Source organism: Martinezella sp. CNPSo 3732 (assembly GCF_057784515.1).
In genome coordinates this window covers 26569-52740 of record NZ_JBXSOO010000005.1, presented here as the reverse complement: position 1 = coordinate 52740, position 26172 = coordinate 26569, and the positions used below count along the sequence as shown (strand labels likewise).

Below are 26172 nucleotides of genomic sequence, written 5' to 3'. Positions count from 1 at the left end.
AGGGCTTTCTATGCATGCCAGCATCCTGAAGTATTTCGCCGAGGTCGCACGCTCCGGATCGATCCGCAAGGCGTCCGAAGAGCTGCATGTGGCAACCTCCGCCGTCAGCCGCCAGATCAAGAAATTGGAAGACGAGCTTGGAACACCGTTGTTCGAGCGCTTTTCCGACGGTTTGCGCCTAACGTCTGCCGGCGAAATCGTGCTGCGCCATGCCAAGGAGACGCTGCAGGACTTCGAGGTAATGAAGTCCAATCTCGGTGACCTTCAGGGAAAGAATACGGGCCGCGTCCACATCGCCGCCCTCGACAGCCTCCTCGTTACGTTTCTTCCTGATTTCATTAAGAGGTTTCATAGGCTGCATCCTGCGGTCGATTTTCGCGTCCGAGCGGGAGCCTACAACAATATTTTTCATTTCATCGCGGCTGGCGACATTGATATCGGCATCAGCTTTGACCTTGCGACCCCACATGACCTGAAGCTTGTGGGCTCGATCCGCACAGCCTTCATGGCCATGGTCGCTTCATCGCATCCATTGGCGCGGGCGAAATCGGTGACGCTGCCAGAATGCGCCCAATATAAGCTGCTTCTGGCGCTCGACAGCGAAGTCGTCAGTTCGGCGATAGCAGTCGAACTTGCGGGGCTCAATCGGGTGGGGCGAACCTTGGTCGCATCCAACAATCCAATCCTTCTCAAACCATTGATCATGTCGGGTGACGGCATTGGTTTTTTTACCCCGGTTGGACTCTGGCCGGAAATCCAGACGGGCGAAATCGTTGCCATCCCGATTCGCGACTTCAAGCTCAGCACTGTCGATATCGCTATTTTCGTGCCGCGCGATCGGCATCTAACCCATGCCAGCCAAGCAGTCATCGAGCTGCTTAATACCGAGCTGCGCAGGTTCGGCGAGGATTTGAGAGCCATCGTCAGCAGATGAGAAAAGCATGAAAAAGATCCGCCTGCTCAAATGTCCTGGCTATGGCCCGGCCACACGTTTCGACAGATTGACAGACCTGCCATTGCGGTTCGATGCTACGACTGCGCAACCCGGCGACCTCATCCTGCCCTCGCCCGTCAACGCCCATGACCATGGCTACGGCATCCGCACCCTTGATTTCGGCGCGGTCGACGACGCGCTTGAGGTATGGATACCGGGCTTGAGGCTGCGGCCGCGCACAGATCCCTATCTCGAGGCGCTTGTCGCATTCGGCCGGCTGGCCAAAACCGGTGTCGGCGCGACGATGCACTGCCATAATTCCCTCAATGTCGATCGTCTGGTCGACGAGGCAAGCGCCGTCATGCGGGCCGCAGGCGATATCGGCATTCGACTTGCGCTTTCCTGCCCGCTGCTCGACCATGATGCCTGGGCCTATGATGGCGGGCCACAACGGCTCAAATCCTTTCTGCCGGCAAGTGACTGGGAGGTGTTGGAGCCGACCATTCCGGCCTACGCTCCCATCTCCACCCAACTTGCAGCCGTTGGGGCGGTCGCTGCGGCCAACACCAGCCCCTTGGTCGATGTGCAGTATGGGCCGATCGGGCCGCAATGGTGCTCGAACGCGCTTCTTGAGGCGATTGCGGAGGCTTCAGCATTCCACAACAGGCGCATCCATATGCATCTGCTCGAAAGTCCGCGCCAGCGCCTATGGCTGGACCGCCGCTTTCCCGAGGGCATCGTCAACTATCTCGACAGCATAGGCTTCCTGTCGCCGCGGCTCGCCATCGCCCATGGCGTCCAATTGCGCCCCGACGAACTTGAAGTGCTTGCCGAGCGCGGCGTGCAGCTCGTCAGCAATCTCTCAGCCAATCTGCTCCTCCGCTCGGGCATCGCTCCGATCGCATCCATGATCGAATTCGGCGGTCCCGCCTTCGCCATCGGCCTCGACGGTACCGGCCTGGATGACGATCAGGATCTCTGGCGGGAAATGCGTCTCCTTTATCTGCTGCATGGCGGACGTAGCCTGACACGACGGTTGACAGCCGAGAATGTATTCGACGCAGCAATCCGGGTTGGGAGGCAGGTCATCAATGCCAAGGGTGCGGAGGACTATGCGATCATCGATTATAAAGCTCTAATCGCCGATGCGCTGTTCGATGATGTCGACGAGGCGGAGGTCCTGTTGACGCGCATGAGCGCGCGATATGCCAGCGGACTTGTCGTGGCTGGCCACGAAGTGATGCGCGAGGGTAGGCTGACAGGCGTCGACTTCGACGCTGCGCTTGCAGAACTCCTGGCGCAGGCAAGAGCCGATCTGCCGAGACTTGAGCGGCAACGGCCTCTCGTCAACGCATTGTCGGAAGCGACGCGCACCTATTATGCGAGCTGGCCCGGCATTTCCTGATATCGCGAGAGGCAACGACCACTGCACAAAGGGCAGCGGCGAGACCCAATCGAGACATGCCTTGCATCACAAGCGATTTTCGGGCGCTCCATCATAAGCCGTCACGAAGGGATGATCGAGGCTGGTCGTGCGGCTCTTGTCCCAGCCGCCGGGGGCGCCCCAGCCGGTCACACCGTCAGCGAAGAAATCGCGGTTGACGTCGCGCAGGAACAGCCGCTCCGCCGGCATTTCCTCGTCCCACAGGATGGCATCGACAGGACAGACGGAAAGACAGAGGCCGCAATTGATGCACTCGTCCGGGTGAATGTAGAACATCCGCCCGCCCTCGTAGATGCAATCGACCGGACAGGCGACGGTGCAGGCGCCGTCCTTCGTATCGATGCAGGGTTCGGTGATTACGTAAGCCATGACGTCGCCTCGCAGCGCTCTCAAGAGCGCTTTCGATGAACTATGGCAAAAGGGAGCGTTCTGAAGAAGCGCCGATTTTCGGCCTTTTGATTGCCAAACCGGCAACGCTCCGGTGAAAGGAAATCTGTTGAAAGACACCCACGCACCGGAGTTGAGATAGGCTTGAGGCATTTGAGCCGCATTCATTTACACAATGCGGCTCAATCCGAACTGCCGTTAGAGCAACTTTTCCAGCGTTATCGGCAGATCGCGGACACGCTTGCCGGTGGCATGGAACACGGCGTTGGCGATGGCAGGCGCGACGCCGACGATACCGACTTCCCCGACGCCCTTGCCGCCGAGCGCCGAGGCATTATGGTCCGGCACGCCGACGGAGATCACCTGGATATCCGGAATGTCGGAGTTCGTCGGAACGAGATAGTCGCCGACATTGTTGTTGACGGTGCGTCCGTTACGCTGATCGACTAGCCCCTCTTCCAGAAGTGCCTGGCCGATGCCCATGATGATGCCGCCGCGCCACTGGCTTTCGACCAGCCGCGGATTGTAAAGGCGGCCGCAATCGAAGGCGGAGACCATGCGGGAGACGCGCACCGTACCGAAATCCTCGTCGACCTGCACTTCGGCGAAATGGGCGCACCAGCTGTGCATGGAATAATCACCCATCGTCGGCCCCTGAACCCTAGCCATGGTTGTCCATGCCTGGAGCTGTTCCTGGGCGTTCGCACCGTCAGGCAGGGTATTGCGCCGGACCTCGATCTCCTCACGCTTCAGCGCCGACATCAGTTCCGCCAGCGTCAGCGATGGCGTCTCGCCGCGCGGTGCCACGATGCGCCCCTCGGCGAAGTTCAGCGTGTTCGCGCCCGTCTCGCGGAAGGGCGAGTTTGCTTCGCTGAGGGCAAGGCCGATGAGTTCGTCGCGCGCTGCGACCGCTGCCTTGTGGACGGCACCCATGATCGATCCGGCCAGCATCGAGCCGCCAGCGATCGCCGATCCCGGCAGGCGTGAATCACCGAGATGGACGTCCACCTGATCCACGGGGATGCCGAAGACCTCAGCGGCGCTCTGGGCAAGGATGGTATAGGTCCCCTGCCCCATATCGATGGCGCCGCTGATAACCTCGACCCGGCCGTTCCCCAGAATGCGGATCATCGCCTCGCTCGGCGCCCGGATGACCGGGAAGGTGCCGCAGCCGATACCCCAGCCGATCAGCGTCTTGCCGTCGCGCATCGAGCGCGGCGCGTGGCTGCGCCGCGACCAACCGAAGGCTTCAGCACCTTCCGTCAGCGCCTCGCGCAGCCGACGCGTCGACCATGGCTTGCCGGATTGATAGTCGTGATCGGCATAGTTCTTCAGCCTGAGCTCGAGCGGATCCATGCCGAGCTTGTAGGCCAGTTCCTCGATCGCGCATTCGATACCGTAGGCGCTCGGATTTTTGCCCGGTCCCCGCAAGGCGCCGGGCGTCACGCTATTGACCGGTACCACGCGATGCTGCGAGGAGAAATTCTCGACCTTGTAGAGGATCGACGTTGCCGCGCCCGTCTGCTCCGGCCAGTCGGCATCGACCGAGGTTTCGCTGGCGCCACGATGGACGATGGCCTGCAGGATACCGTCCTGCGTCGCGCCAAGCGCGATCTTCTGTCGGGTTGCAGCACGCCCGCCATAGCTTGTGAAATTCTGCGGCCGGGTGACTGCGAGCTTGACCGGCCGGCCGAGCTTTCTTGCAGCCGCAACGGCGACCGCGCCATAGGCAAGCGGCACCCCCTTCGATCCGAAGCCGCCGCCGATGAAAGGCGAGATGATTCGGACATTCTCATAGGGCATGTCGAACCATTCCGAATACATGCGCGCCATGCCATGCGACCACTGGCTCGGTTCCCAGATGGTCAGCTGGTCGCCATCCCATTTCGCCGTCAGACCGTGCGGCTCCATCGCGACGTGATATTCGCGCGGCGTCGAATATTCCGCTTCGATCCTAACCGGGGATGCGGCAAGGACAGCCTCGGCATCGCCCCAGGCAACCGAAAGCGGTTCCATGAGCTTGCCCTCGCCGGCATTCGGATCGTTGAGATGGGCAACGTGCTTGCTCTCTTCATAGCTGATGCGCACCAGCCTGGCGGCCTCCGTCGCCAATTCGCGGCTTTCGGCAACGACGGCGGCAATCGACTGCCCATTAAACTGCACCTCGCGCGGCAGGGGATAATAGGGGCCGTCGGCGGGCTTGTTGCCGCCCCAATCACCGGCAAGCTTGAGACCGAGATCGTCCTCTGGTGTCAGCACTAGCAGCACGCCCGGCACCGCAAGTGCTGCCGAAGCATCGACCTCGATGACGCGGCCAGCCGGAATCGTACTCTGGACGAGGACAGCGTAGACCAGGTTTTCGACCGGGTATTCCAGCGCGTAGGTCGCCGCACCCGTCACCTTCATATTGCCTTCGAAGCGCGATTGACGACCGCCGACCGTACCGTCGGAAGCGTCGCCATGTTTGCGGGGTTCCATCATGGTCATGCGAGACCTCCCATCTTCAAAATGGCACGGGCGATGACGCGCGGCGCGAGTTCGATCTTGTAATGGTTGCCGCCATGATCGACGGCACCCTCCATGGCGAGCCTGCCGGCCTTTTCCACAGCCTCCGGAATGAGAGCCTTGCCGATCAGCGCCTGCTCGACGACACGCGCCCGCCAGGGCTTGGTGGCGACCCCGCCGATTGCCACGCGAATATCGCGGACCGTCCTGCCGTCGGCTTCGAGCTCCAGACCGACTGCGGCACTCGCGGCAGCAAATTCATAGGACTGCCGATCACGGACCTTGATGTAGGTGGAGTTCCGGGCAGCGGCGAAGGCAGGAATGGTGATGGCGGTGATGATCTCGCCGCGCTGCAGGACGGTTTCCTTGTCCGGTGTGCTGCCGGGTACGAGGAAGAAATCATCGGCGGCAACCTTGCGGCGATCCGTCTCGACCACGGCGTCAAATGCGACCAGAGCAACCGCCAGATCACCGGGATAGGAGGCGATACAGGCCTCGCTGGTCCCGAGCACGGCGTGATTGCGCGTGACGCCGCCGATCGCCGAACAGCCGGAACCGGGATTGCGCTTGTTGCAAGCGGGAAAGGCGCCGGGATCGCGGAAATAAGAACAGCGCGTGCGCTGCAGGAGGTTGCCGCCGACTGTCGCCATGTTGCGAAGCTGGGCAGAGGCGGCCAGAGATAAGGATTCGGAAACAGCCGGGAAGGCCGCACGGATATCCTTGTGATCGGCGACTTCGCTCATCCTGGCAAGCGCTCCGATCGTTGCACCATCGGCGGTAACGGTGATGCCGCTCATGCCGGAGAGATGAGTAATGTCTATGACGGTATCGGGCTGGCCGACACCACATTTGGCGAGATCGAGCAGCGTCGTTCCGCCGGCAAGCAGCATGGCGCCGGCCTGTTGCGCCGCCTGGGCAGCCTCCGCCGTCGATGCGGCGCGCAGATAGGAGAAATTGCGCATCATGCCACCTCCGCCGCCTGGCGCACCGCCGCAACGATGCTGTTATAGGCCCCGCACCGACAGAGATTGCCGGACATGTATTCGCGGATCTCCGCATCCGAGCCGGCATGCCCCTCGCGAATGCAGGCGACCGCCGACATGATCTGGCCCGGTGTGCAATAACCGCACTGGAAGGCGTCATGCTCGATGAACGCTGCCTGCACCGGATGCAGATCGCCGGTCTCGCCGGTCAGCCCCTCGATCGTCGTGATCTCGCGGCCTTCGGCCTGCGCGGCGAGCGTCAGACAGGATAGCACGCGCTTACCGTCGACATGGCAGGTGCAGGCGCCGCACTGTCCCTGGTCGCAGCCTTTCTTGGTGCCGGTAAGGGAAAGATGCTCACGCAGCGCGTCGAGCAGCGTTACACGCGGCTCGACATCGAGCTCGTGGCGCTGCCCGTTGATGTCGAGCGCGATATGGATGGTTCGTGTCATGATAAGCTCCTGCCATCGTCACGAAGATGAGACCTACGAAATCTAGTAGAAACTCTTCGTCGGTCTACCGGTTGCTATAGGTTTCTTTCAGGAAGACGGGGCCGATGGGATTGTGCTGTCACGGTCGGCTCTCATCTGAACAAGGAAGCAGAGGACACCACGAATAAACGGAGGCGCCTCCGTTTAAATTAATGCCTGGCTTGTTTTCGTCAAGCCCAACATCCGGGCGAATCTAGCTTTGAACCGGTCGAGATAGAGGATGGCAAGGGGTGGGACCGAAAGAGCCCGTGCTATTTGTCCTCGATCGCACACCACTGCGGCCGGTGGGATGGGATCGATCAACGCCCGTTCGCGGTCCGTAAAATCACTTGAAACATGAAGCCCGCTTCAGTTATGCTCAAATAGAGCAATAGTAGCGCACGTCATCGAAAGCCCTATTTTGATTCAGCGCTAAAGGGATCACAACCCGCTGTTATCGCTCAACTACTTTTAAGTCGAGCTCTCAGGGACAGGCTCGGCCTTTTCTGAATTCGCTTAAGGAGGATTTTTCATGATCCATGAAATGCGCATCTATACTTGCTTGCCCGGCAAGCTGCCAGCGCTCCAGGAGCGTTTCGAAACGGCGACGCTGGCGATCTGGGAGCGGCTCGGGATCCGCCCCATCGGCTTCTGGACGACGATGATCGGGCCGTCCAGCAACGATCTCATCTATTTCCTCGAATGGCAATCGCTAGAGGAGCGCCAGCGGAAATGGGCAGCATTCGTGGCTGATCCGGCTTGGAAGGAGGCTCTGGCAAGGAGCGAGACGTCAGGCCCGATCATTGCCAATATCGCCAGTTCGATCCTGCAACCGACCCGATTCTTTCGCCCCTTTATCGCCGTCGAGGCCGAGACTAAAACTGTAAAACTGGTGGAAGATTAATGGGCCTGACGTAAAAGCCGGGACATGCCCGGCTTTCAAACTCTTTTCGGCAGGCGTGCTTGCCGCTTCCCGTCAGCCGTTCTGGTCACCGCTATTGTCTGCGGCCGGTTCCTGTTCTTTTTCCTTCAGCACGTCCGTCAGCTTGTTGACGCCTTCAAAGCCGGCGACGGCAGCAGCGGCCTTCGTCAGGAAACCGGCATTCGGGTCGACAGCCTCAACGGCCTCGTCGGCAGCCACGGCACCTGCAACTTCTTCAATCAGCTTTCCGATACCCATTTCAAGCTCCTGATCGTTTTTTGTCTGCCGCAAAGTTGCGGCGATCGAGCGTTGCGAACGCCTCGCAGCGGGTGTTTGGAAGGTCACTGCAAGCGACCTTTTCCTCCCCGGGCAAGGCATGGTTTTCCCCGGCTCCTGCCATTTAGGCAACCAAACTGAAAGCGGCCTTAGCCCAAGATGAAGCGAAGCTGATATCGCGCAATCTCTACCGCACGCGCTTGCCCGCATTTGACACTTGCCGCCGTCAAGCCGTCACATCAGCCTAATAGGCCTGTGCTAAGCCTCCGGAATTTCGGACAATGCCAAACCGTTTGAACCTGGGAAATTTCCTGCCATGACATTCTCGCGCCGCGTCACGGCTCTTGCCGCAACTTTCCTCCCCCTCCTTTTCGCGCCGGCCTTCGCCGACTCCGACGTGCTCTGGAAGATCGTTCATGACAAGTGCGTGGTGCAGACTGCGCCATGCCTCTCGGTGAATACGGCCGAGCACTACGCGATGCTGAAGGATCTGCGGGGCGTTGCGCAAGTTCTGCTGATTCCGACCGACAAGATCACGGGCGTGGAGAGCCCGGCACTCCTCGATCCTGCAACGCATAACTTCTTTGCCGATGCCTGGGCCGAGCGAGCCGATGTCAATGTCCGGTTGCCGCATGCGCTCCCGCGCGACGGCCTCAGCCTGGCCGTCAACGCGCAGCAGGCGCGCTCGCAGAACCAGCTGCATATCCACGTCGATTGCCTGAGCGCCGATGCACGGGCAGCCCTCAAGGCCGATGCGGACAAGATCGGCGCTGACTGGACACCCCTTCCCGATACAATCGCCGGTCACAAGTTCTTGGCGGTCCAAGTCAAGGGCGAGACACTGGGCGACTTCAATCCGTTTCTGGCGCTCGCCAGGACATTGAAGGACCCGGCGAAGGAAATGGGCGATCACAATCTCGTGGTTGTCGGCGCCGATTTCGCCGACGGCCCCGGCTTTATCGTCCTGACGGATGTCGCACCGCCCGGCATGGGCGGCGAGGACGTGCAGGACCATAGCTGCGCGATTACGCATTAGAATCAGTATATTAGGGCTTAGCGCGAGGGCCGCATCGATCACCTCTTCGATCCGGCGGCCTCCTTTCGCGCGAGCGAATGAGCCTGGAAACCAGATTTATGAATCTGGTTTCTAACGTCTATCGCGTTTCACATACTAATCTTTTTGATGCGGTCGGTTCAGTGTTATAGTCCGGGTTGTGAGCCGGAGCTATGCATCATCCGTTCGTTGAGCATCCAGATCATCGACTGGCATTGAAGGTTCGCGATCGAAAGCCTCAGGAGGCGCCTCATGAATCTTCAAATCAATAGCCAATCCTACCAAATCGATTCGGAGGGAGATACGCCGCTCCTCTGGATCATCCGCGATGAGCTGGGCATGACCGGCACGAAATATGGTTGCGGGCTGGCACAATGCGGCGCTTGTTCGGTCCTCGTCGACGGCGAAGTGGTGCGCTCCTGCGTCACGCCGCTCGACAGCGTCGCCGGCCGCCAGATCACGACGATCGAGGCGATCGAGGCGGATCCGGTTGGAAAGCGTGTTGTCGCTGCCTGGGTCAAGCATCAGGTTCCGCAATGCGGCTACTGCCAATCGGGGCAGGTCGTGGCGGCGACTGCGCTCCTTAAACAAACGCCCAATCCCTCCGATGACGAGATCGCCGCGGCGATGATCAATCTCTGTCGATGCGGCACCTACAACGCGATCAAGGCGGCAGTCAAAGATCTCTCGTCGAAAGAAGGAGAAACGCTGTGACCGAGACCAGCCGCAATCTCCTTCCTGAAGATGAGTTTCCCACAGGATCTCCTATCAACATCTCACGCCGGCACTTTCTCCTGACATCCGCGGGTGCAGCAGCAGGCGCTTTCGTCCTCGGCTTCGGCGTCCCGGTTGGCCGCGCGCGAGCCCAGCAGGCGGCAAGCCCAATGCCTCCAGGCACCCGCGTCCCGGCCTTTCTCGAAATCCGCCCGGACAGCAGCATCCGTTTCATGAGCCCCTTCGTCGAAGGCGGGCAAGGCGTCTTCACTGCGATGGCCCAGATCGTTGGCGAAGAACTCGATGCCGATCCGAAGACCTTCATCGTCGAAAATGCGCCGACGGGCAGCGACTATCTGGTCGTGCACGGTAAGATGCGCATTACCGGCGGCAGCATGTCGGTGCGCACCAGCTATGAGACCATGCGCCGGCTCGGCGCGCTCGCCCGCAACATGATCCTGCAAGCCGCCGCAAAGCGCCTGGATGCGCCGATCACTGAACTGACGACGGAACCCGGCCGGGTCATCCATGCCGCGTCAGGGCGCAGCCTTGCCTATGGCGATGTTGCGAGTGAAGCACTGGATCTGCCGGTTCCTGCCCCTGAGAGCGTGGCGCTTCGGGACCCAAGCAAATTCCGCTGGATCGGCAAGCCGGTTGAGCGGCTCGATATCCACGACAAGTCGACAGGCAAGGCAGTCTACGCTATCGATTGCAAGATTGACGGCATGTTGCATGCCGCCGTCCAGCACGCTCCTCGCCTCGGCCTGACCATCGGCAAGATCCGCAACGAAGAGCAGCTCAAGGCGATGCCGGGTGTTCATTCCGTCCACAGCCTGCCCGGCGCCGTTGCCGTCGTCGCCGAACGCTGGTGGAATGCCAAGCGTGCAGCCGAGGCCGCCCAGGTCGATTGGCGCGAGCCCGGCTCGAACGTCAATCCTGAGCTCCGCTATATGCCCGCCGATTTTTCAACCACAGCCTTCAACGACAAGCTCGCCAACGAACCGGGCAATGGCAAGGAAGCGGAGAATGTCGGCGATATCGCCAAAGCGTTCGACGGCGCCAAGACCTTCGTTTCCGCCACCTACAGGAGCCAGTATCTGCATCATGCGCAGCTGGAGCCGCCATCGACCCTGGCCCGCTTCAATCCGGACGGCAGTCTCGAACTCTGGATGCCCAACCAGGCACCCGAGCAATTCCAGGCCGACATAGCCAAGCTGACGGGGCTCGATCCATCGAAGGTGATAATCCATAGCCCCATTCTGGGCGGCTTCTTCGGACGGCATTTCCTGTATCCGTCGGCCAATCCCTATCCGCAGGCCATCCAGCTTGCAAAAGAGGTTGGGCGGCCGGTCAAGCTCATCTGGAGCCGCGAGGAGGAGTTTCTGCGCGATCCGATGCGTCCGATGGCGGCGGTGCGCTTCCGCGGCGCACTCGACGCCAGCGGCATGCCGGTGGCACTCGAGGCCATCAGCGCTTGCGAGGGACCGACGGAAGGCGTCTACGGTCACAAGGAGGATTCGCTGGATCCGACGGCCCTGGAAGGTCTGACCGGCAAATCCTATGCAATCCCAAACTACCGCATTGCGCAGATCTACGTCAAAAACCCGACGACGCTCGCCTATTGGCGCTCTGTCGGCAATTCCATGAACGACTTCTTCTACGAGACCTTCCTCGACGAGTTGGCGGACAAGGGTGGGCAGGACCCCTATGAGCTGCGCCTCAAGCTGCTGCAAAAGAACGAGCGACTGAGCAATCTCCTGAAAGCGGCCGGCGATCTCTCAGGCGGCTGGAAGCGGGGTCCCTTCACGGCGGAGGATGGCTCCAAACGGGCACGTGGTGTTGCCATGGCTTCTCCCTTCGGCAGCCATACGGCGGCGATCGCCGAGGTCTCCATCCGCAACGGCCAGGTCGTCGTCCATGACGTCTGGGAAGCGATCGACCCCGGCAGCATCGTCAATCCGGCAATCATCGAAGCGCAGATCAATTCGGCGACCGCACTTGGAATGTCACAGGTTCTGATGGAGGAGGCCGTTTACAAGAACGGCGAGCCGGTGGCGCGCAATTACGATCTCTATCCGATCCTGCCGCCGGATCGCATGGCGCGCGTTCACGTCCGCATCGTCGAAAGCGGGGCGGAAATGGGCGGCATCGGCGAGCCGGGCCTGCCAGCCATCCCGCCGGCGGTTGCCAATGCGGTTTCCACGCTGACGGGCAAGCGGATACGCAGCATGCCCCTCTCCAACTACACCTTTGAAAGCTGAGGCGCAGCACTCGCTGCGCCAGGCACACATCCGGCTCTCGGCTCATTTCCGGTCCGAGAGCCGGCTTGGTTGGCTCTAACCGCGTAAAAAATCCCGAAGCAAAGACATGAGGGCACACCTTTGAAGAAACTTCTTCTGGTTCTTCTCCTGATCATCGTGCTTGTGGCCGGCGGCGTCGCATGGTTCGTAACCCGCACGCCGGCATCTCCCTTCGACAATGTCGCCGCGATACAGGCGCCTTCGGAAGACCTGCTGCGCCACGGCGAATATGTCGCGCGCCTCGGCGACTGCGTCGCCTGCCATAGCACGCCGAAGAGCGCCCCCTTTGCCGGCGGGCTGGAGATGGGGACGCCGCTCGGCTCCATTTTCACGACCAACATCACCCCGGACAAGGAAACCGGGATCGGCAACTATACGCTCGCCGATTTCGACCGCGCCGTGCGCCAGGGTGTTGCCCGCGACGGGCATCGCCTCTATCCGGCCATGCCCTATCCCTCCTATGTGAAGATGAGCGACGACGACATTCGTGCGCTCTATGCCTATTTCATGAATAGGGTCGAGCCTGTGAAGCAGGCGGACAAACCCTCCGACATCAAATGGCCGATGAACATGCGCTGGCCTCTGGCGCTCTGGAATGCCGTCTTCACCGAAGGCGGCACCTATCAGCCGAAAACGGCCGGTGATGACCAGTGGAACCGTGGCGCCTATCTCGTGCAGGGGCCTGGTCATTGCGGCAGCTGTCATACGCCGCGCGCAATCACCATGGCGGAAAAAGCGCTGGATGAGAGCAGCCCGCTCTATCTTTCCGGCGCCCTTCTCGACGGCTGGTATGCACCGAGCCTGCGTGGCGATCCCAACACCGGACTTGGGCGCTGGAGCGAGGACGATATCTATGCCTTCCTCAAGAACGGCAGGAACGGTCATGCCGTGGTCTTCGGTTCGATGGCGGATGCCTTCAACAATTCGACACAGTTCATGAGTGATGACGACCTGAAGGCGATAAGCCATTACCTGAAATCCCTGCCCGGCGATCCCGCCCGCGACGGCACCCCCTGGCAATATGACGGGGCCACGGCCCAGAACGTATCGATTTCCAACCGTGAGCAGATACCGGGCGCCCAGACTTTCGTTGCAAAATGCAGCTTCTGTCACGGCGTCGACGGGCGCGGAAAGCAGCAATGGATTCCGCCGCTCGCCGGCTCTGCCGCTTCGCTTGCGAAGGAAAACGCGTCGCAGATCAATGTAACGCTGAACGGCTCCAGCCGCGTCGTCGCAAATGGAATCCCGGATGCCTATCGCATGCCGCCGTTCCGCCAGCAGCTTTCGGACCAGCAGATTGCCGATGTCCTGACATTCGTGCGCTCTTCCTGGGGAAATCATGGCGGAGCGGTTACAGCAAACGATGTGCAGGCCCTGCGCGAGCACACGGATCCGGCAAGCAGCAGCCCGATCATATTGCAGATGCGGTAGTCCTGGTTGCATGTTGACCGTTGCCGTGCCGCTACGCGTGACTTACGGCATTGTCTTCCCATAAGCCTCAGAGCTATCGCATATGGGGCGGATGAGCACTGGAAATTCGTTCTCCCCAGCGGGCAGAAGGGACGCCGTAACGACTTCAGTCCATGCGATTGCCCTGCCATGAGCCGGGATCAAGCATCTACTGTTCCTGCCCGGCAAGCTTGAGAGCTTGCGCCCGCCTTCTTCTCCTGCTCACCCGCGACGAGGGCGTCTTGACCTGCCCTTCCTGGGGCAAGGAAATGATAGCCTTCAGACCGGGATTGTTGGGCTGAAGCAGGATATCGCCGCCATGCTGCCGGGCCACTGCCCTTGCAATAGACAGGCCGAGTCCGACGCCGCCCGTGCCCCTGTTTCTCGAAGCTTCCAGACGGAAGAAGGGCGCGAAGACTTTTTCCTTCATATCCTCCGGTATGCCCGGGCCATTGTCTTCGACGACGATATCGATGGTACTGGCCGAGTGGTGAATGTGGACCTTGGCATGGCCGCCGTAGCGTGCCGCATTTTCCGCAAGATTGCGGACGGCGCGGCGCAAGCCATCGGGCCGGCAGCGATAGGTCGTCTTCGGCCCTTCGAGATATTCCACCGGCAGGCCGAGATCGGCAAGGTCGTCGCAGATGCTGCCGACCAGTGCCTCCAGTTCGATGGCTCGCGTTTCCTCGGCCGTGGATTCGCCGCGTGCAAAGGAAATGGCGGCTTCCGTCATGCTCTGAAGCTCGTCGATGGTCGTCAGCATCTTCTGCTGGATATCGGCATCCTTGACGAATTCCGCCCGCAACCGGAGCGAAGTCAGCGGCGTCCTGAGGTCATGGCCGATTGCGGCGAGCATCCGGGTGCGATCGTCGACGAAGCGATGCAGCCGCTCCTGCATCCTGTTGAACGCCTCGGCCGTGCGCCTGATGTCGTCAGGTCCTTCTTCGGGCAGCGGCGGAAGATTTTCGCCGCGCCCCAAGGCCTCCGCCGAAACGGCAAGCCGTCTTAGCGGGCGCGCGATGCGGCTGGCGATGAATACTCCGATAAGTGACAGGATGAGCGCGGTGGTCGCAAGAGAGGTGAGCGATTTCATATCCCACCAGCGGTCGCCGACATTCTTATAGAACGCCGTGTTCAGCCACATACCGTCATTGAGCTTGACGACAAGGCCGTATCCGTTGCGATCCCCGAAATAAACGAATTTTGCCGGCTGCGGCAGGCTCCAGAGAACTGGCGGCGGTGTAGCCCAGCCCTCGGCAGCATTTGCCGTCATTGTCCCCTTCGACATCAGATGATCGACATCGGAGTTCGAGCGCATGCCGTACTTCGCGCCGAGATCGATAAAATTCTCGATCGGCCGCGCAAGTTCGTTTGCCGCACGCGAGCGCCATGCGCTTTCATCCGTCGGTTCCGTCTGCGAAAGCCAGAAACGGGAATAGCTGGTCTCGCTTGCCAACAGAGCCTGTTCACGCAACGGCTTGGGCATGGATTCCATCAAGCGCGTGACGGAGGCGCACCGGCTGAAAAATTCGCTCTTCATGGCGGCATGCAGCGCCTTGGTGCGCTCGTCCCAGGAAATCGAAAATGTCAGGCACTGCGAGACGACAAGGGCAAGCAGGGTAAAGCCGATGAACTGCGCGGCAAGGCTCCTCCTCCACCAGTAGATCATTCGAACCCCACATCCGCCGAGAGACTGTAGCCGCCGCCCCAATGCGTCTTGATGACCGAAGGGTTCTTCGGGTCCGGCTCGATCTTCTTGCGCAGGCGGCTCACCTGATTGTCGATGCTTCTATCGAAGATGTCGGCCGTCCTGCCAACCGTCAGATCGAGAAGCTGTTCGCGGCTGAGCACCATGCCCGGCCGTTCGAGGAAGACCTTCAGAAGCCGGAATTCGGCGGTGCTGAGCGGGATGCCGACGCCATCATCGCCCGAAAGCTCCTGCCGCCCCATATTGACGCGCCACTGACCGACACGAACGACCCTCGCCTTTTTCAACGTTTCCCGCTGCTGCTGCGGCACGCCATTGACCCGACGCAGAACAGCCCGAATGCGTGCCAGCAATTCGCGCGGATTGAACGGCTTCACCAGATAATCGTCAGCCCCCAGTTCAAGGCCGATGATGCGGTCCGTATCCTCGCTCGTGGCGGTCAGGAAGATGATGGGTGTATCCGTTGTCGCCCTGAGATGACGGCAGACGGAAAGACCATCTTCACCCGGCATCATGACGTCGAGAACGATCAGATCCACGGCACCGCGCTCGAGAATCCGTCTCAGGGCCAGCCCGCTATCGGCGACGCTGACCTTGTAGCCCTGCTGCTCGAGATATTGGCCGACAAGGTCCCTTATGTCCGAATGATCATCGACGACGGCGATGTGCGCAGCTTTTTGCATGACAGTTTCCACGATCTCAAGCCATTCTACAGAAGGCCGCTTCGAGCCGCATCGAAAAAAGTGTATCAAAGTTTCACATAGACCGGAGGGTTGCGCCACAAGCGGTGCCCCACTTGAAAATCTGACGACAGCCGGTGCAGGCCGTATCGCCAGGATACGAATTTCATCGAAACTGTCCCCGAAATCCAATTGATATTTTGCGCTAAGAGACCCCCTGCAGCTGACAAACTATAAGCTTGTTGTCACATAGATGTGCCGCAGGCCGGCAAATTTGTAACAAGCTGTCGCAGCTCTCGCACCGCCGATGTGCCCTGTATCGGCAAAATACGACGGCGGCATCGACCGGCTTCGATCAAGGTCAATCCTGCCGTACGCTCTGAAAAATAGGCCCCTTGCGGCCGCAGCCCGACAATCATTGCCGCGCCGGCCCGCTCCAGAGCCGATGGCCGGCGCTGCCATTGCCGGCGACAGGCTTTTTACATCTCCGGCACAAAGCTGCGACAGGACCGTCCTAACCTCCTGCTCGAAAATCACTTGCCCGGTCGAGACTATCGACGCTGACAGGAGGATATGGAATTGGCCATAGAATTATCACAGATCGCAACGCTTCGCCGCGTTCTCGAAATCTTCTGCGCCCGGCACGACCTAGAGTTCGCCGATAGAACGGCGATCATCGCCGCCCGCGAGCTCATGAAATTCGCCGACGAGGGCGAAACCGATCCCCTAGTTCTCGAGCAGCGCCTCGACGAGGCAATGCAGACTTCCGGCGGACCTATGCTGCCGGCCCGAAGGACCGTGGCATCGATGGGCGCTTCCTCGGCGCGGCAGCAATGATTGTCCGCCATCGAAATTGTCCGGTCATCTTCCGCATCCAAAAGCCTCATTGAAATCGGAAGGCAAACCCATGCACCTTTCCCGCCGCACCGTGTTGACATCGATGGTGGCCGCGGCCGCCGCACCCAGATGGAGCTTCGCCGCAGACGAGCGACGGACTCTGGTCGTCTATTATTCTTATACCGGCCATACCGGCGCTGTTGCCGAAAAGCTTCGCGCGCTCCTGGGGGCCGAGCTCTTCGAAATCCAGATGCGCAACCCCTATCCTCTCGACATGCAGCGTGCTGCCGAGCAGTCCAAATACGAGCTGGAAACGGGAGAGCTTCCTCCCTTGCTCGATGGCCTTCCCAATCTTTCGAAATATGACCTGATCCTCGTCGGCGGCCCGGTGTGGTGGAATACCATCACGCCGCCTGTCATGAGTTTCCTCGAACGGATGGATTTCGGAGCGCGGAAGGTTGCCGCCTTCGCCACATATGTACTGGAGCCGGCGCACTACGAAAGGAATTTTGCCGCACAAGCACGCAGCGCTTCGCTTCTGCCTAGCCTGATGATCAGCGAATTCGAGGTCACGGAGAGGCTGGCGGACAAGGCCATCGCGTCCTGGGCTCTCAAAAACCTGCCGAAGGATGCGCCGCGAGCCCTCTAAGCTCGCCAACACGCTCGGATTGGCCCCCGCTTTACTTTCAGCGCAGGCCGCAACGTCTTGTCGACGGCGTGGTTTTCGCTGCCCTGTAGCTGTGCCAAGGATGGCGCTGGGCATATTGCCAATCGCTTCTGGCAGTCCCGGCCGAACGCCGGGACCGCCATATCAATCAGCTGAACGCAACCGCGCGTATCCTGCGGAGCGAGAGCGCGATCAACAGGCCGGCGATCGCGGCGACGGTGCCTGCTAGAAAGACGCTGCCATAACCGGCCCGGTCGGCCAGGAGGCCGGCAAATGGCCCGGTCAGCCCGTAGGCGAGGTCCTGGAAGGCCGAGAAGCCGCCAAGCGCCGTGCCGCGCAGATGCGGCTCCACCCGCCGGACCACCTCGCGGCCCATGGAAGGATAGATCAGCGAGCATCCGAGACCGGTCAGAAAGGCACCCGTCAGGGCGAGCATGGGATCGGCGGCACACCAGATCAGCAATTGGCCTGCCGCTTCGACGGCCAGGGATCCGAGCGCGACCGGCAGGCCACCGATACGGTCAGGCAGATGGCCGAAGAACACGCGCACCAGAACGAAACCGACGCCGAAGGCCGTCAGGCCCAGTCCGGCATAGTTCCAGCCCCGGTCGAGGAAATAGAGCGTAAAGAAGGCGCCGATCGCGGCAAAGCCTATGCCCTGAAAACACACGACCGCCCCATATAGCCAGACCTTGCCGACGACAGTCCAAAATGGCGGGCGCTGTTGACCGGGATGAGGCGCAACGCCGGGAACCTGCCAGATCGCCACCAGGCCCAGGAATGGCAGGACAGCGCTAATCGCCATTGTCCCGGCAAAACCGAGCCGGCTGAACAACATCAACCCGATCGGCCCACCCACTGCGAGCGCTCCATAGATGGCGGCGCCGACCAGCGCCAGGACCCTACCCGAACGCGCCGGGCCGACGACACCGATGCCCCAGGCGATGATGCCGACGGCGACCAGACTTTCGCCCAGCCCCAAAGCCAAGCGTCCCAGAAGGAGGAGCAGAAAGGACGGCAACGGCATGTCGGTGAGGACGCCGGCACCCAAAGCCGTCAAAGCGCCGACGACATAGAATACAAGTCCCCGCGTCACAGCCACCTTGGCGCCGCGATGGTCCGAGAACCCGCCGGCATAGCCGCGCGTGAGGATGGTTGCCAGAAAGGCGATGCCGACGCCGAGTCCGGCCCAGACATTGCCGAGCCGGAGCTGTCCGTTCACATAAAGCGGCACGATCGGAAACGATATGCCGATGCAAAGATAGGAAATGAAGAGAATGGCGCTCAGCAGCAGCAGCCGGCCGCGCGCCGGATCGGGTGTCGATTGAAAAGCCATGATAATCTCCAGGCTTTTCCTCAATCGGCGAAGGCATAAAAAAACGCACTCCGACCGACGAGGATCGTTGAGTGCGTTGCTTGACGTCAAACGCTTACGGCCGGTAACACCGGCTACCTTTGCAATAGGCGCTTGCTGAACGACTGTCAACATGATGCCGCGAAGCTGGTCGATCACTCGGGGACCGGACCGCACCAACCGGGCAAGTAATCGGCCTCCTTGCCCTTGGCAAGGTCGTGCGCCCTTTCCAGTGCGGCCTTGAAATCCTTATCGAGATCCTTGCGCTTGATGCGGCGGCGCAGGAAATCCGCCCAGAGAAATTCGCTGAACGGCGTCGTGTCCTTGGCGTAGCCGCCGACATGGCGCAACTCGCCGGCAAGCGAACGATAGGGATCGTCGACCAGATCCTTAATGCTCTTCGGGATGTCCTCATAGCCCCGGCGTTTCCCCTCTTCGTCGAAAGGATGCATCCAGTCATGGCAATCCATGACGAACCAGAAGGACTCCCGATCAAGCCGCGAAAGATCGGCCACTGTGGTGACGAGAACATCCTTCACCCCTTCCTCATAAAGCGCGAGGGAAAGATGGTGATGATCGATAACGTAGTATTTTCCGCGCGGTCCCCGGATGGCTGGCACCATGTGATTTCCGAGGAACTCGCCGGCCTTATCGCCTGCCGCTGCCGCCTTGAGACGCCACGCCTTGCGCTTGGCCTTGACCTCGCGCATGCCGACGGTGATCTGGGTGGGTCTCAATTCTTCAATGGGAACTGGATGCAAGATCGGTTCGCGCAGCGTAACCATTTGAAAGTTCTCCACAAAGAGAGGACCACTTTAGCGTAGCATAACCCTTCAATCCGGCAAGATCAGCGTTGCGCGCTCGTCAGGCAGGCTGCGGGAGAAGCGCGACCATACCCGGTATCGAATTACCCTTCATGCGGCTTTTTTGATTACCGTAAACTGCGAACGCCTGTAGAAGGCCAGCATTTCCCGCTCGAAGCTCTCAACGGCAAGCACGACCCATGGCTCGTAATGGTCTCTGCGGGAGCGCATCCTGCGTCGGCCATCCGTGTCGAGCATTCCACGCAACGCCCAATCTACCAACCCCATTCCGTCACTCTCACCCCGCCAAAGGTCTCCTCACCATCCGCTCTACCGGCCTCAATCGCGTCCGACGGCATGACAAGCGCTAAATAGGTAACCCCTGATCGAAGGAAAGGTGAAGAAACGTTGTATTAAGGTTTGTAACATGGGTTTGCTTGGGACTGTCGCATTGCGGCGACACCCGACAGCCAATCCCGCTCCGCAAGGATCGGAAACCGGACTGAATGAGGATGTCGTCGCCTGCTTCCATGGCAATGGGGTCATCGGAACATCAGGCGCGTGACATGGCGATCGATCACCCGCGAATTCGCTTCGATCCGGTGCCAAATCATGGCCATGGCAAACATGGTCAAAAGCCATCCGAGCATGACATCCGACAGGAAATGAGCGCCGAAGATCACGCGGTTGAATGCCACGAACAGCGAGCATGGCACCAGGATCACCGCAGCAATCCATCTTCGCCCGGCAGGCACGAATATCAACAGGGACAGCGCCGCAGCAGCGGCGGCTGCTTCGCCGGAAGGGAAGGAACAATTGCGGCTGCACGCCGCCGAAAACTGCCATACCGGGGTAAAATCCGCTGTGCCGCCGAACTCGATCAGCTGACGAGGGCGCACGCGTCCAATCACTACTTTCAGCGTCTGCACCACCAGTAGCGGCCCGGCGGCAAAACTCAGGAGCACAAAAAGCGGCTTATGAGGGCGGCAGAACCGCAATCGCCGCGGCAGGAAAACATGCAGGACGACGATGACAGCCATGGTGCCGAGAATATAAGGCTGGCTTTGACGGGCAATATCCCTCACCGCCTTCAGCCAGGGATTTTCTGCGAGCCAGAAGACATGCCCGTGGGCAAACAAGCGCGCAACAGCCAGATCGAGTTTCGGAAAGACCACAAAGACGAAGCTGGTCCAGACGATCAGCATGCCTATGACCGCCAATTCGCTGTCCGCAGTTGCTTGCAGCTGACGCGGCCGCATTTGACCGGAGTCGGAACTCCATAAATTCGATGCATATTTCCACATGCCATGTCTCCAAGGGCGGAACGGCGCCAAGCTGAAGCCCGATTGTCAAGAAATGGCGAAGATCGCATGAAGGCCGTGTTCAGAATCGGCCATCGGACGAACGAAAAGCTGTTTGGAAATTGCGGAAGCGGGCTTTGTCCGCGATAGTAAGGTTCGGACGACAAAGCCGAACGGAAAAACAGAAGAACACAGGGCGCTAGGGGTGGATAACAGTCTCGTTCTCATCGTGGAGGATGAACCGGCAATCGCACAGATACTCGAGGGCTATCTGACGCGGGACGGCTTTCGCACGGTTCGCGCCGGCGACGGCGAAACCGCGCTGCAGCACCATGCGCTTTTGAAGCCCGATCTCGTGCTTCTGGATGTTCGTTTGCCGAAACTGGACGGCTTCGGCGTGCTCGGCCGGCTGCGCCAGGCCGGCTCGACGCCGGTCATCATGGTCACGGCCGTCGCTGACGACATCGACCGCCTGAGCGGGTTGCGCCTCGGTGCCGACGACTACGTCGTCAAGCCGTTCAACCCGCAGGAAGTCGTCGCCCGTGTCAGAGCTGTCTTGCGTCGGACGCAGGGCGAGCGCGCAGACGCCATCAAGCGCTTCGGCGCGCTGGAGGTCGATTTCAGCAGCTACACCGTCTTCATCAACGGGGAGGAAGGCCGCGTTGCAGTGCCGTTGACGCTTAGCGAATTCCGAATCCTCGCCTACATGATCCGCCATCCGACCCAGGCTTTCGCACGCGCCGATATTCTCGATGCCTGCCTGCCGGAAAGCGATGCCCTTGTGCGGACCGTCGATACGCACATTTCCAACCTCAGGCGCAAACTGGAGGAAATGGGGCAGGTCGGCTTCTTTCCTGCCGTGCGCGGCATCGGCTATCGCTTTTCGGACCCTCGATGAAGAAACCGAGATTTCCCAGCGCGCCGCTTGCGTCGCTCACGGCCGTCGTCACCACGATCATGCTGCTGCTCAGCGTCGGCCTGACCTATCTGGGGGTCAACTGGTATGCGACCTATCTGGAGCAGGGTATCAGCGATGCCCTGCCGCCGCGAGCCGCAACAGCCTACAAAATGCTGAGTGAAAACAAGGTTCCCGACGGCGATTCGCTTAAGCTGCTTGTCGAGCATCTTAATTCGCTGACGGAGCCGACGGATCTCAAGGTGCAGCTCTCCGTCCTCGTCTTCGGCCTCTTGTCGGCCCTGCTCTGCGCCGTAATCGGCGTCTTCCTGGCGCGACGGCTTACGCGCCCGCTCGAAGATCTCACTTCCGCCGCCGAAGGCCTGAAGTCCGGCGACTTCTCCGTCCGCGTCGCAGCCTCCTATCGCAGCACGCGCGAAGTCGCGAGCCTCGTTGAAACCTTCAACGCCCTTGCGAGCAGCCTGGAGACGATGGAGGAAAGATTGCGCTTCAACAACATGGCGGTTGCACATGAGCTGCGCACGCCGTTGACCATCCTGCAGGGATCCCTGCAGAGTATGCTCGACGGCGTGTTTCCGATGGACCAGAAGATCATTTCCGATCTCCTCCTGCAGGTCGAAGGCCTGGGGCGGGTTGTCGAGGATCTGCGCACCCTGTCGCTCGCCATCGGTCAGAAACTCGTGATGGACCGTCAGCGCATCGACGCATCCCTGCTGGTCGAGACTGTCATCGCCTCGGCAAAACCCATGCTGGAAGCCAGCAAGCTGCAGGTCGAAACTGGGCTGAAACCCGCCTGGATCTCGGCCGACTCCCCCCGCATTCGGCAAGCCGTATTGGCGCTGCTCGAAAATGCGTGCCGTTACGCTGCCGGAGGCGGATGGCTGCGATGCGAAACCGAGCAGCTGGCGGACGATAGGATCGTCATTCGCGTTCTCGATCGCGGTCCCGGATTTCCGCAGGATATGGACGCCGTTGCCGTCAACCCTTTCTGGCGCGGCGACCCCTCGCGTTCGCGGGCGACCGGCGGCACCGGACTGGGTTTATCCGTGGTGCAGGCAATCGCGGCTGCCCACGGCGGACATCTTGAATTCGCAAATCGGCCCGAGGGCGGCGCCATGGTCGCAATCCATTTGACGGACAGCGTGCCGGAAGAAGGGCACGGTTCCGGACAGCGGGGGCAATGCCGGCTTTGTTGACCAAAGCCATCGCCGCCGGAAGAGGCCGGCAGGCGATCAATGGAAGAGTTCGCCGATATTGTAGAACCATGACTTGCTCTGGCTGCGCCTGTCTGCTCCCAGGATATTCGAATAGGGAACCCTGAAGCCGTAAACCCCTTCCGGTTCGGCGGAACGTTCGAACCAGAAGGCATCGATGTTCGACAGCAACATCGATTGGCGGGCGCGCCGGCGATACTGAATCGGATGTCTTGCCTGCGAGACCGCCAGAAAGTGTTGCATGCCGCCCTCCGCCGCGAGGCCCTGCAGCACGATGAGGATCGCCTCCTTCGGACGCAGGCCCGCAAGATCGCGGGTCACCTCGACGATACGCTGCTTCGCATTGCGCGGTCCCTGCATGCTGCCGACGACAAATGTATAGCGCCCCTCCACCCCTTGATTGACGAAGGTGAATCTCGCCGTGCAGAGAAGTGCCTGATCACTCACGCGCTGGAGTTTGATCGCAAAAGCGCCCTCATGCCGGCCGCCGCTGCGGTCGGCGAGCGCGATGCAGCACGCATATGCTTCGCTCTTGCCTTGAACAAGGCCCATTTCCAGCCATTCGCCGCACCAGAGCCGCGTCATGCTGTCCCTGGAGAAAATAGTTTCCGCAATGGAAAAATGCTCGATGAGAAGGGAGAGCCGCCGCGCGTTGGGCATTCCGTGGACCAGAAATTTCGATAGCGGTTTCTGCAGCAGCTCGTCATGGGGCGGCGGCAATTCGCGCGCAGCGGCAAACGCAGCGGTAAAGCGCCACCATCGGAAGGTCACAAGCGGGTTTGCGGCAAAGCGGCACCAGAAGAGAAGAGCACGCTTCCAACGCACCCGCAGACTGAAGGTCAATATTCTCCAGAGCAGGGCGTATCGGGATGTGTGCGATCTGGCAGCTGCCGGCACAACCATCTTGGAAGGAGAAATACTGGATATGACGCCCTCTGGCGTCACGGCGATCGATGTCTTTCGATTCATGCAAAGGCCCGGCGAATATGGCTTCGCCGAACCATCTGCATTGGAATTGTCAAGACAGCGTCAAGGCAAGGTCAGCCTTTCGCGGGTCGTGTCATCAAAGGCTGAAGCTAGCTTACAAGGCGATGGGATATTTGCCCTCCGCACCAAGCTGCCAGGGGATTAGAAGAGAGCATCCGCGAAAAGATCCTCGTCACTGGCCGGCGCCGGTGCGCTTTCGGCAACAGAGCTCACCGCACCGAAAATGGCAGCATGAATCTCGCGTTCGGCCGCCATGGTGTAGATCTTGAAGATGCGCTCGGAAATCGCCGCCACTGAAGCCTCGAGCCCGGTCGTATCGACAAATGCGCTCCGCATACGTCCTGCCTCCTTCATACAGGACGCCAAGGTCTCAACTACCCCAGCGCGGAAGTCCAAACCCTTGATCACATCGGCCACTTGCGAAGTCATGGCCTCGCCGCAACGGCGAAGTTCCTGCACGTTGAGATCCATCGACGCGCCGGCTTCGCCGATATGGGCAAGTGCGGCGTCTATATGCGTGCCGAGCCCGGGGGAATTTTCTTCTTCGCCGACCTGTCGCCAATCCTTGAGGCCGGTCGCCTGTGTTTCGAGCTTGCCGAGGCCGACGAGGATCTTCTCGGCATCTTCATCGAGCAGCGATGCGAACGAGCGCAGCTCGCCGGCAACCACATTGATCGCTCGCCCTTCCTCACCGAGCTTGCCGCAGCGCAGATTGGTATTGAGGGCCATGTATTGAATGTCGCGCCGCACGAGCTGGATGGTCAGGATGCTCGTCGTCAGCTCCTTGACCATCTCGGACGTCTTTTCGCTAAGCCGATTGGTGCCGGCTGCGGCGATGTCGATGCGATCGACAACGATCCGCGCGGCGGCGAGATCGCCGCGCCGCGAATTGATCGGGCTTTTGCCATCCTGCCCGCTCTGCGACATCATTGTTCGGTAGAGATCGAGCAGAGTGCCGATATCATCATTGAAACTACGGATGTTGTCGACGATCTTGGCGGTCTCGCGGTCGAAGCCCTTGGTCGTTTCGGCAAGCAGCTCTGAGATCAGTGTCGTGGCCAGTTGCGAGAGGCGCTGGCGGTCGATGGCGGAAAGGCCGGCCGGAACCTCCGAGGCGAGATAGGCCTCCGCGATCGCATACGCCGTCTGGCAGTGCTCGACCCTTTGCCTGGTGATGTCGCCGATCTGCATGGCCGACAGCGTATGGGCTACCTTGTTCTGGATCTTGCGCGCCAGGCCGGCGACGCTATCCGCCAATTCGGAAAGATTGCGGCGTTGAATCTGGATTTCCTCGGCGTTCAATATGAGGCGCTGGGCTATGGACGGGATGCCGTTCAGATGCTGCCCTAGAGAACCGTCCTCATTTGCCGTGGCGGATTCGATCTGCCCTTCCAGGGAGCGGATCTGCAAGGACAGCGCCTTGACTTCCTTGGCGGCGAATTCGATGCGCTCGACGATCTCGCTGGCGAAGCTCGAAAAGTCGGGAATGCGCGCGCCTGCAATCTTCGCCGTTGCGGCAAAGGTCCTGAGATAGCGCAGGGTTTCCTCCATCGAGAGGACGTGTTCGGCAAGCCGCTGTCCAGTCTGCCCGATGGCAGCGACGCTCCCCTGGCGCCGCGCTTCGGCAGGCGGCAGCTTGTTCAAAAGATCCACCGTCTGAAGCAGCCGCGCCGTGGCTTCGGTCGCATTCTCCTCTTTCAACGAATTGCCGATATGCTCCAGCAGGCTGACGAGCTTGGCGAGCGCTTCCGTGACCGTGATGAGGACCGCGCCACCATCCAGGAAGCGCTGTTCGATCTGCAATCGGGCGCTCTCCAAGCGATCGACGAAACTATCCGTCGACGGGATAAATTGCCGGCTTGTCGCTGCATACGCCATACTGTTCGGATCCCGCCCAAGACTATCCCCGGGAAACTAAAGCGAACAGAAAAACATGGAGTTAACGGGGAGGACGAAACAGGGCGCCAGCTTGCGACCGTCACCCCTGCGCCGCCGGGAAAGTCCTGGGCAAGACCCGCATTCGGTGGTTTTGACGCGCGTCAATCCGATGGTCAGAAGACTTCGGCTATGGCCAGACCCTTTATTCGATCGATCCCGAAACCGTGAGCAATCTCGACAAGGCGCAGCAGAACGCCCAGACGCTTGCCCAGGAAGTTCTGCGTCGCATCCTGCCCTATAGCGGCCGCGTGACCGCACAGGCGAAAACAGACGGATACAAGCTGTCGGCCTGATGAGTCCTGTCCGCCGGCGCCGCCTGCACGTCTGCT

The 26172-nt window shown here is 60.5% G+C and carries 24 protein-coding genes; 12 read left to right on the top strand and 12 right to left on the bottom strand.

All coding sequences use genetic code 11. From position 1 onward, the window contains the following. Positions 1-10 precede the first annotated feature (10 nt). Positions 11-934: a LysR family transcriptional regulator gene (locus AC13RM_RS12795; protein ID WP_095437153.1), complete on the top strand. Its 924-nt coding sequence runs from the start codon at positions 11-13 to the stop codon at positions 932-934. Between the two features lie 7 nt (positions 935-941). Then, positions 942-2339: an amidohydrolase family protein gene (locus AC13RM_RS12790; protein WP_488555144.1), complete on the top strand. Its 1398-nt coding sequence runs from the start codon at positions 942-944 to the stop codon at positions 2337-2339. Between the two features lie 66 nt (positions 2340-2405). Here the strand turns inward: AC13RM_RS12790 and fdxA are convergent, their stop codons facing one another. The 4 genes from fdxA to AC13RM_RS12770 all read right to left on the bottom strand — a co-directional run bounded on the left by fdxA (position 2406) and on the right by AC13RM_RS12770 (position 6705). After that, the gene (fdxA, locus tag AC13RM_RS12785) at positions 2406-2747 is read right to left on the bottom strand and encodes a ferredoxin (RefSeq protein WP_095437155.1); all 342 of its coding nucleotides are present in this window, start codon (positions 2745-2747) and stop codon (positions 2406-2408) included. A gap of 216 nt (positions 2748-2963) precedes the next feature. Beyond that, the gene (locus AC13RM_RS12780; protein WP_440478255.1) at positions 2964-5252 is read right to left on the bottom strand and encodes a xanthine dehydrogenase family protein molybdopterin-binding subunit; all 2289 of its coding nucleotides are present in this window, start codon (positions 5250-5252) and stop codon (positions 2964-2966) included. Further along, entirely contained in the window at positions 5249-6232 is a 984-nt protein-coding gene (locus tag AC13RM_RS12775) for an FAD binding domain-containing protein (RefSeq protein ID WP_488555182.1), read from the bottom strand. Before AC13RM_RS12775 ends, AC13RM_RS12780 begins: the two co-directional genes overlap by 4 nt. Continuing rightward, positions 6232-6705: a (2Fe-2S)-binding protein gene (locus tag AC13RM_RS12770; protein WP_440478254.1), complete on the bottom strand. Its 474-nt coding sequence runs from the start codon at positions 6703-6705 to the stop codon at positions 6232-6234. Before AC13RM_RS12770 ends, AC13RM_RS12775 begins: the two co-directional genes overlap by 1 nt. A 550-nt stretch (positions 6706-7255) precedes the next feature. Here AC13RM_RS12770 and AC13RM_RS12765 point away from each other — a divergent pair. After that, positions 7256-7627: an NIPSNAP family protein gene (locus AC13RM_RS12765; protein ID WP_113228424.1), complete on the top strand. Its 372-nt coding sequence runs from the start codon at positions 7256-7258 to the stop codon at positions 7625-7627. A gap of 72 nt (positions 7628-7699) precedes the next feature. Here the strand turns inward: AC13RM_RS12765 and AC13RM_RS12760 are convergent, their stop codons facing one another. Then, positions 7700-7903 carry a hypothetical protein gene (locus tag AC13RM_RS12760; RefSeq protein WP_092707204.1) on the bottom strand — a complete coding sequence of 68 codons (204 nt, stop codon included), beginning with the start codon at positions 7901-7903 and terminating at the stop codon, positions 7700-7702. Positions 7904-8237: 334 nt separating this feature from the next. On the opposite strand from AC13RM_RS12760, the gene AC13RM_RS12755 reads away from it, so the two are divergent. The 4 genes from AC13RM_RS12755 to AC13RM_RS12740 all read left to right on the top strand — a co-directional run bounded on the left by AC13RM_RS12755 (position 8238) and on the right by AC13RM_RS12740 (position 13420). After that, positions 8238-8957 (top strand): CDP-diacylglycerol diphosphatase, encoded by a 720-nt coding sequence (locus AC13RM_RS12755; protein WP_374818887.1) that lies wholly within the window; start codon positions 8238-8240, stop codon positions 8955-8957. A gap of 270 nt (positions 8958-9227) precedes the next feature. Beyond that, positions 9228-9689 carry a (2Fe-2S)-binding protein gene (locus AC13RM_RS12750; RefSeq protein WP_374818884.1) on the top strand — a complete coding sequence of 154 codons (462 nt, stop codon included), beginning with the start codon at positions 9228-9230 and terminating at the stop codon, positions 9687-9689. Further along, a complete protein-coding gene (locus tag AC13RM_RS12745) occupies positions 9686-11950 on the top strand; it encodes a xanthine dehydrogenase family protein molybdopterin-binding subunit (protein WP_374818881.1) in 2265 nt (754 codons plus the stop codon). The genes AC13RM_RS12750 and AC13RM_RS12745 overlap by 4 nt, the downstream gene beginning before the upstream one ends. A gap of 120 nt (positions 11951-12070) precedes the next feature. Further along, positions 12071-13420 carry a c-type cytochrome gene (locus AC13RM_RS12740; protein WP_374818878.1) on the top strand — a complete coding sequence of 450 codons (1350 nt, stop codon included), beginning with the start codon at positions 12071-12073 and terminating at the stop codon, positions 13418-13420. Positions 13421-13607: 187 nt separating this feature from the next. Here the strand turns inward: AC13RM_RS12740 and AC13RM_RS12735 are convergent, their stop codons facing one another. Continuing rightward, positions 13608-15107 (bottom strand): sensor histidine kinase, encoded by a 1500-nt coding sequence (locus AC13RM_RS12735; protein WP_374818875.1) that lies wholly within the window; start codon positions 15105-15107, stop codon positions 13608-13610. Next, on the bottom strand, positions 15104-15829 hold the full coding sequence (locus tag AC13RM_RS12730) for a response regulator (protein WP_374818873.1): 726 nt from the start codon (positions 15827-15829) through the stop codon (positions 15104-15106). Before AC13RM_RS12730 ends, AC13RM_RS12735 begins: the two co-directional genes overlap by 4 nt. A 576-nt stretch (positions 15830-16405) precedes the next feature. Between AC13RM_RS12730 and AC13RM_RS12725 the strand changes: the two genes are divergently transcribed. Both AC13RM_RS12725 and AC13RM_RS12720 read left to right on the top strand, forming a co-directional pair. Next, the gene (locus tag AC13RM_RS12725) at positions 16406-16663 is read left to right on the top strand and encodes a hypothetical protein (RefSeq protein WP_374818871.1); all 258 of its coding nucleotides are present in this window, start codon (positions 16406-16408) and stop codon (positions 16661-16663) included. 70 nt (positions 16664-16733) lie between these two features. Further along, positions 16734-17312 carry a flavodoxin gene (locus AC13RM_RS12720; protein WP_374818869.1) on the top strand — a complete coding sequence of 193 codons (579 nt, stop codon included), beginning with the start codon at positions 16734-16736 and terminating at the stop codon, positions 17310-17312. A gap of 166 nt (positions 17313-17478) precedes the next feature. On the opposite strand, the gene AC13RM_RS12715 is transcribed toward AC13RM_RS12720, so the two are convergent. The 3 genes from AC13RM_RS12715 to AC13RM_RS12705 form a co-directional block, all read right to left on the bottom strand. After that, entirely contained in the window at positions 17479-18666 is a 1188-nt protein-coding gene (locus AC13RM_RS12715) for an arabinose transporter (RefSeq protein WP_374818867.1), read from the bottom strand. Positions 18667-18839: 173 nt separating this feature from the next. Beyond that, entirely contained in the window at positions 18840-19469 is a 630-nt protein-coding gene (locus tag AC13RM_RS12710; RefSeq protein WP_113228432.1) for a ParB-like protein, read from the bottom strand. Between the two features lie 560 nt (positions 19470-20029). After that, positions 20030-20791, bottom strand: coding sequence for a phosphatase PAP2 family protein (locus tag AC13RM_RS12705; RefSeq protein ID WP_374818864.1), 762 nt, complete (start codon positions 20789-20791; stop codon positions 20030-20032). A 202-nt stretch (positions 20792-20993) separates the two neighbouring features. Here AC13RM_RS12705 and AC13RM_RS12700 point away from each other — a divergent pair, with 202 nt between their 5' ends. Both AC13RM_RS12700 and AC13RM_RS12695 read left to right on the top strand, forming a co-directional pair. Further along, entirely contained in the window at positions 20994-21686 is a 693-nt protein-coding gene (locus AC13RM_RS12700; RefSeq protein WP_374818861.1) for a response regulator, read from the top strand. Next, a complete protein-coding gene (locus AC13RM_RS12695; RefSeq protein ID WP_374818858.1) occupies positions 21683-22900 on the top strand; it encodes an ATP-binding protein in 1218 nt (405 codons plus the stop codon). The genes AC13RM_RS12700 and AC13RM_RS12695 overlap by 4 nt, the downstream gene beginning before the upstream one ends. Positions 22901-22936: 36 nt before the next feature. Here AC13RM_RS12695 and AC13RM_RS12690 read toward each other — a convergent pair whose 3' ends face one another. Together AC13RM_RS12690 and AC13RM_RS12685 are read right to left on the bottom strand one after the other, a co-directional pair. Next, positions 22937-23761: a DUF535 family protein gene (locus AC13RM_RS12690; RefSeq protein ID WP_374818855.1), complete on the bottom strand. Its 825-nt coding sequence runs from the start codon at positions 23759-23761 to the stop codon at positions 22937-22939. A 285-nt stretch (positions 23762-24046) separates the two neighbouring features. Further along, on the bottom strand, positions 24047-25783 hold the full coding sequence (locus tag AC13RM_RS12685; protein WP_374818852.1) for a hypothetical protein: 1737 nt from the start codon (positions 25781-25783) through the stop codon (positions 24047-24049). Positions 25784-26007: 224 nt separating this feature from the next. Between AC13RM_RS12685 and AC13RM_RS12680 the strand changes: the two genes are divergently transcribed. Beyond that, positions 26008-26136 (top strand): hypothetical protein, encoded by a 129-nt coding sequence (locus AC13RM_RS12680; RefSeq protein ID WP_374818849.1) that lies wholly within the window; start codon positions 26008-26010, stop codon positions 26134-26136. The last annotated feature ends 36 nt before the right edge of the window (positions 26137-26172 follow it).

Coding starts and splice junctions, on each gene's coding strand:
- AC13RM_RS12765 (WP_113228424.1), top strand. CDS start 7,256: ATGATCCATGAAATGCGCATCTATACTTGCTTGCCCGGCAAGCTGCCA.
- AC13RM_RS12735 (WP_374818875.1), bottom strand. CDS start 15,107: ATGATCTACTGGTGGAGGAGGAGCCTTGCCGCGCAGTTCATCGGCTTT.
- AC13RM_RS12790 (WP_488555144.1), top strand. CDS start 942: ATGAAAAAGATCCGCCTGCTCAAATGTCCTGGCTATGGCCCGGCCACA.
- AC13RM_RS12780 (WP_440478255.1), bottom strand. CDS start 5,252: ATGACCATGATGGAACCCCGCAAACATGGCGACGCTTCCGACGGTACG.
- AC13RM_RS12710 (WP_113228432.1), bottom strand. CDS start 19,469: ATGGTTACGCTGCGCGAACCGATCTTGCATCCAGTTCCCATTGAAGAA.
- AC13RM_RS12685 (WP_374818852.1), bottom strand. CDS start 25,783: ATGGCGTATGCAGCGACAAGCCGGCAATTTATCCCGTCGACGGATAGT.
- AC13RM_RS12720 (WP_374818869.1), top strand. CDS start 16,734: ATGCACCTTTCCCGCCGCACCGTGTTGACATCGATGGTGGCCGCGGCC.
- AC13RM_RS12750 (WP_374818884.1), top strand. CDS start 9,228: ATGAATCTTCAAATCAATAGCCAATCCTACCAAATCGATTCGGAGGGA.
- AC13RM_RS12760 (WP_092707204.1), bottom strand. CDS start 7,903: ATGGGTATCGGAAAGCTGATTGAAGAAGTTGCAGGTGCCGTGGCTGCC.
- AC13RM_RS12795 (WP_095437153.1), top strand. CDS start 11: ATGCATGCCAGCATCCTGAAGTATTTCGCCGAGGTCGCACGCTCCGGA.
- AC13RM_RS12705 (WP_374818864.1), bottom strand. CDS start 20,791: ATGTGGAAATATGCATCGAATTTATGGAGTTCCGACTCCGGTCAAATG.
- AC13RM_RS12755 (WP_374818887.1), top strand. CDS start 8,238: ATGACATTCTCGCGCCGCGTCACGGCTCTTGCCGCAACTTTCCTCCCC.
- AC13RM_RS12695 (WP_374818858.1), top strand. CDS start 21,683: ATGAAGAAACCGAGATTTCCCAGCGCGCCGCTTGCGTCGCTCACGGCC.
- AC13RM_RS12775 (WP_488555182.1), bottom strand. CDS start 6,232: ATGCGCAATTTCTCCTATCTGCGCGCCGCATCGACGGCGGAGGCTGCC.
- AC13RM_RS12730 (WP_374818873.1), bottom strand. CDS start 15,829: ATGCAAAAAGCTGCGCACATCGCCGTCGTCGATGATCATTCGGACATA.
- AC13RM_RS12770 (WP_440478254.1), bottom strand. CDS start 6,705: ATGACACGAACCATCCATATCGCGCTCGACATCAACGGGCAGCGCCAC.
- fdxA (WP_095437155.1), bottom strand. CDS start 2,747: ATGGCTTACGTAATCACCGAACCCTGCATCGATACGAAGGACGGCGCC.
- AC13RM_RS12715 (WP_374818867.1), bottom strand. CDS start 18,666: ATGGCTTTTCAATCGACACCCGATCCGGCGCGCGGCCGGCTGCTGCTG.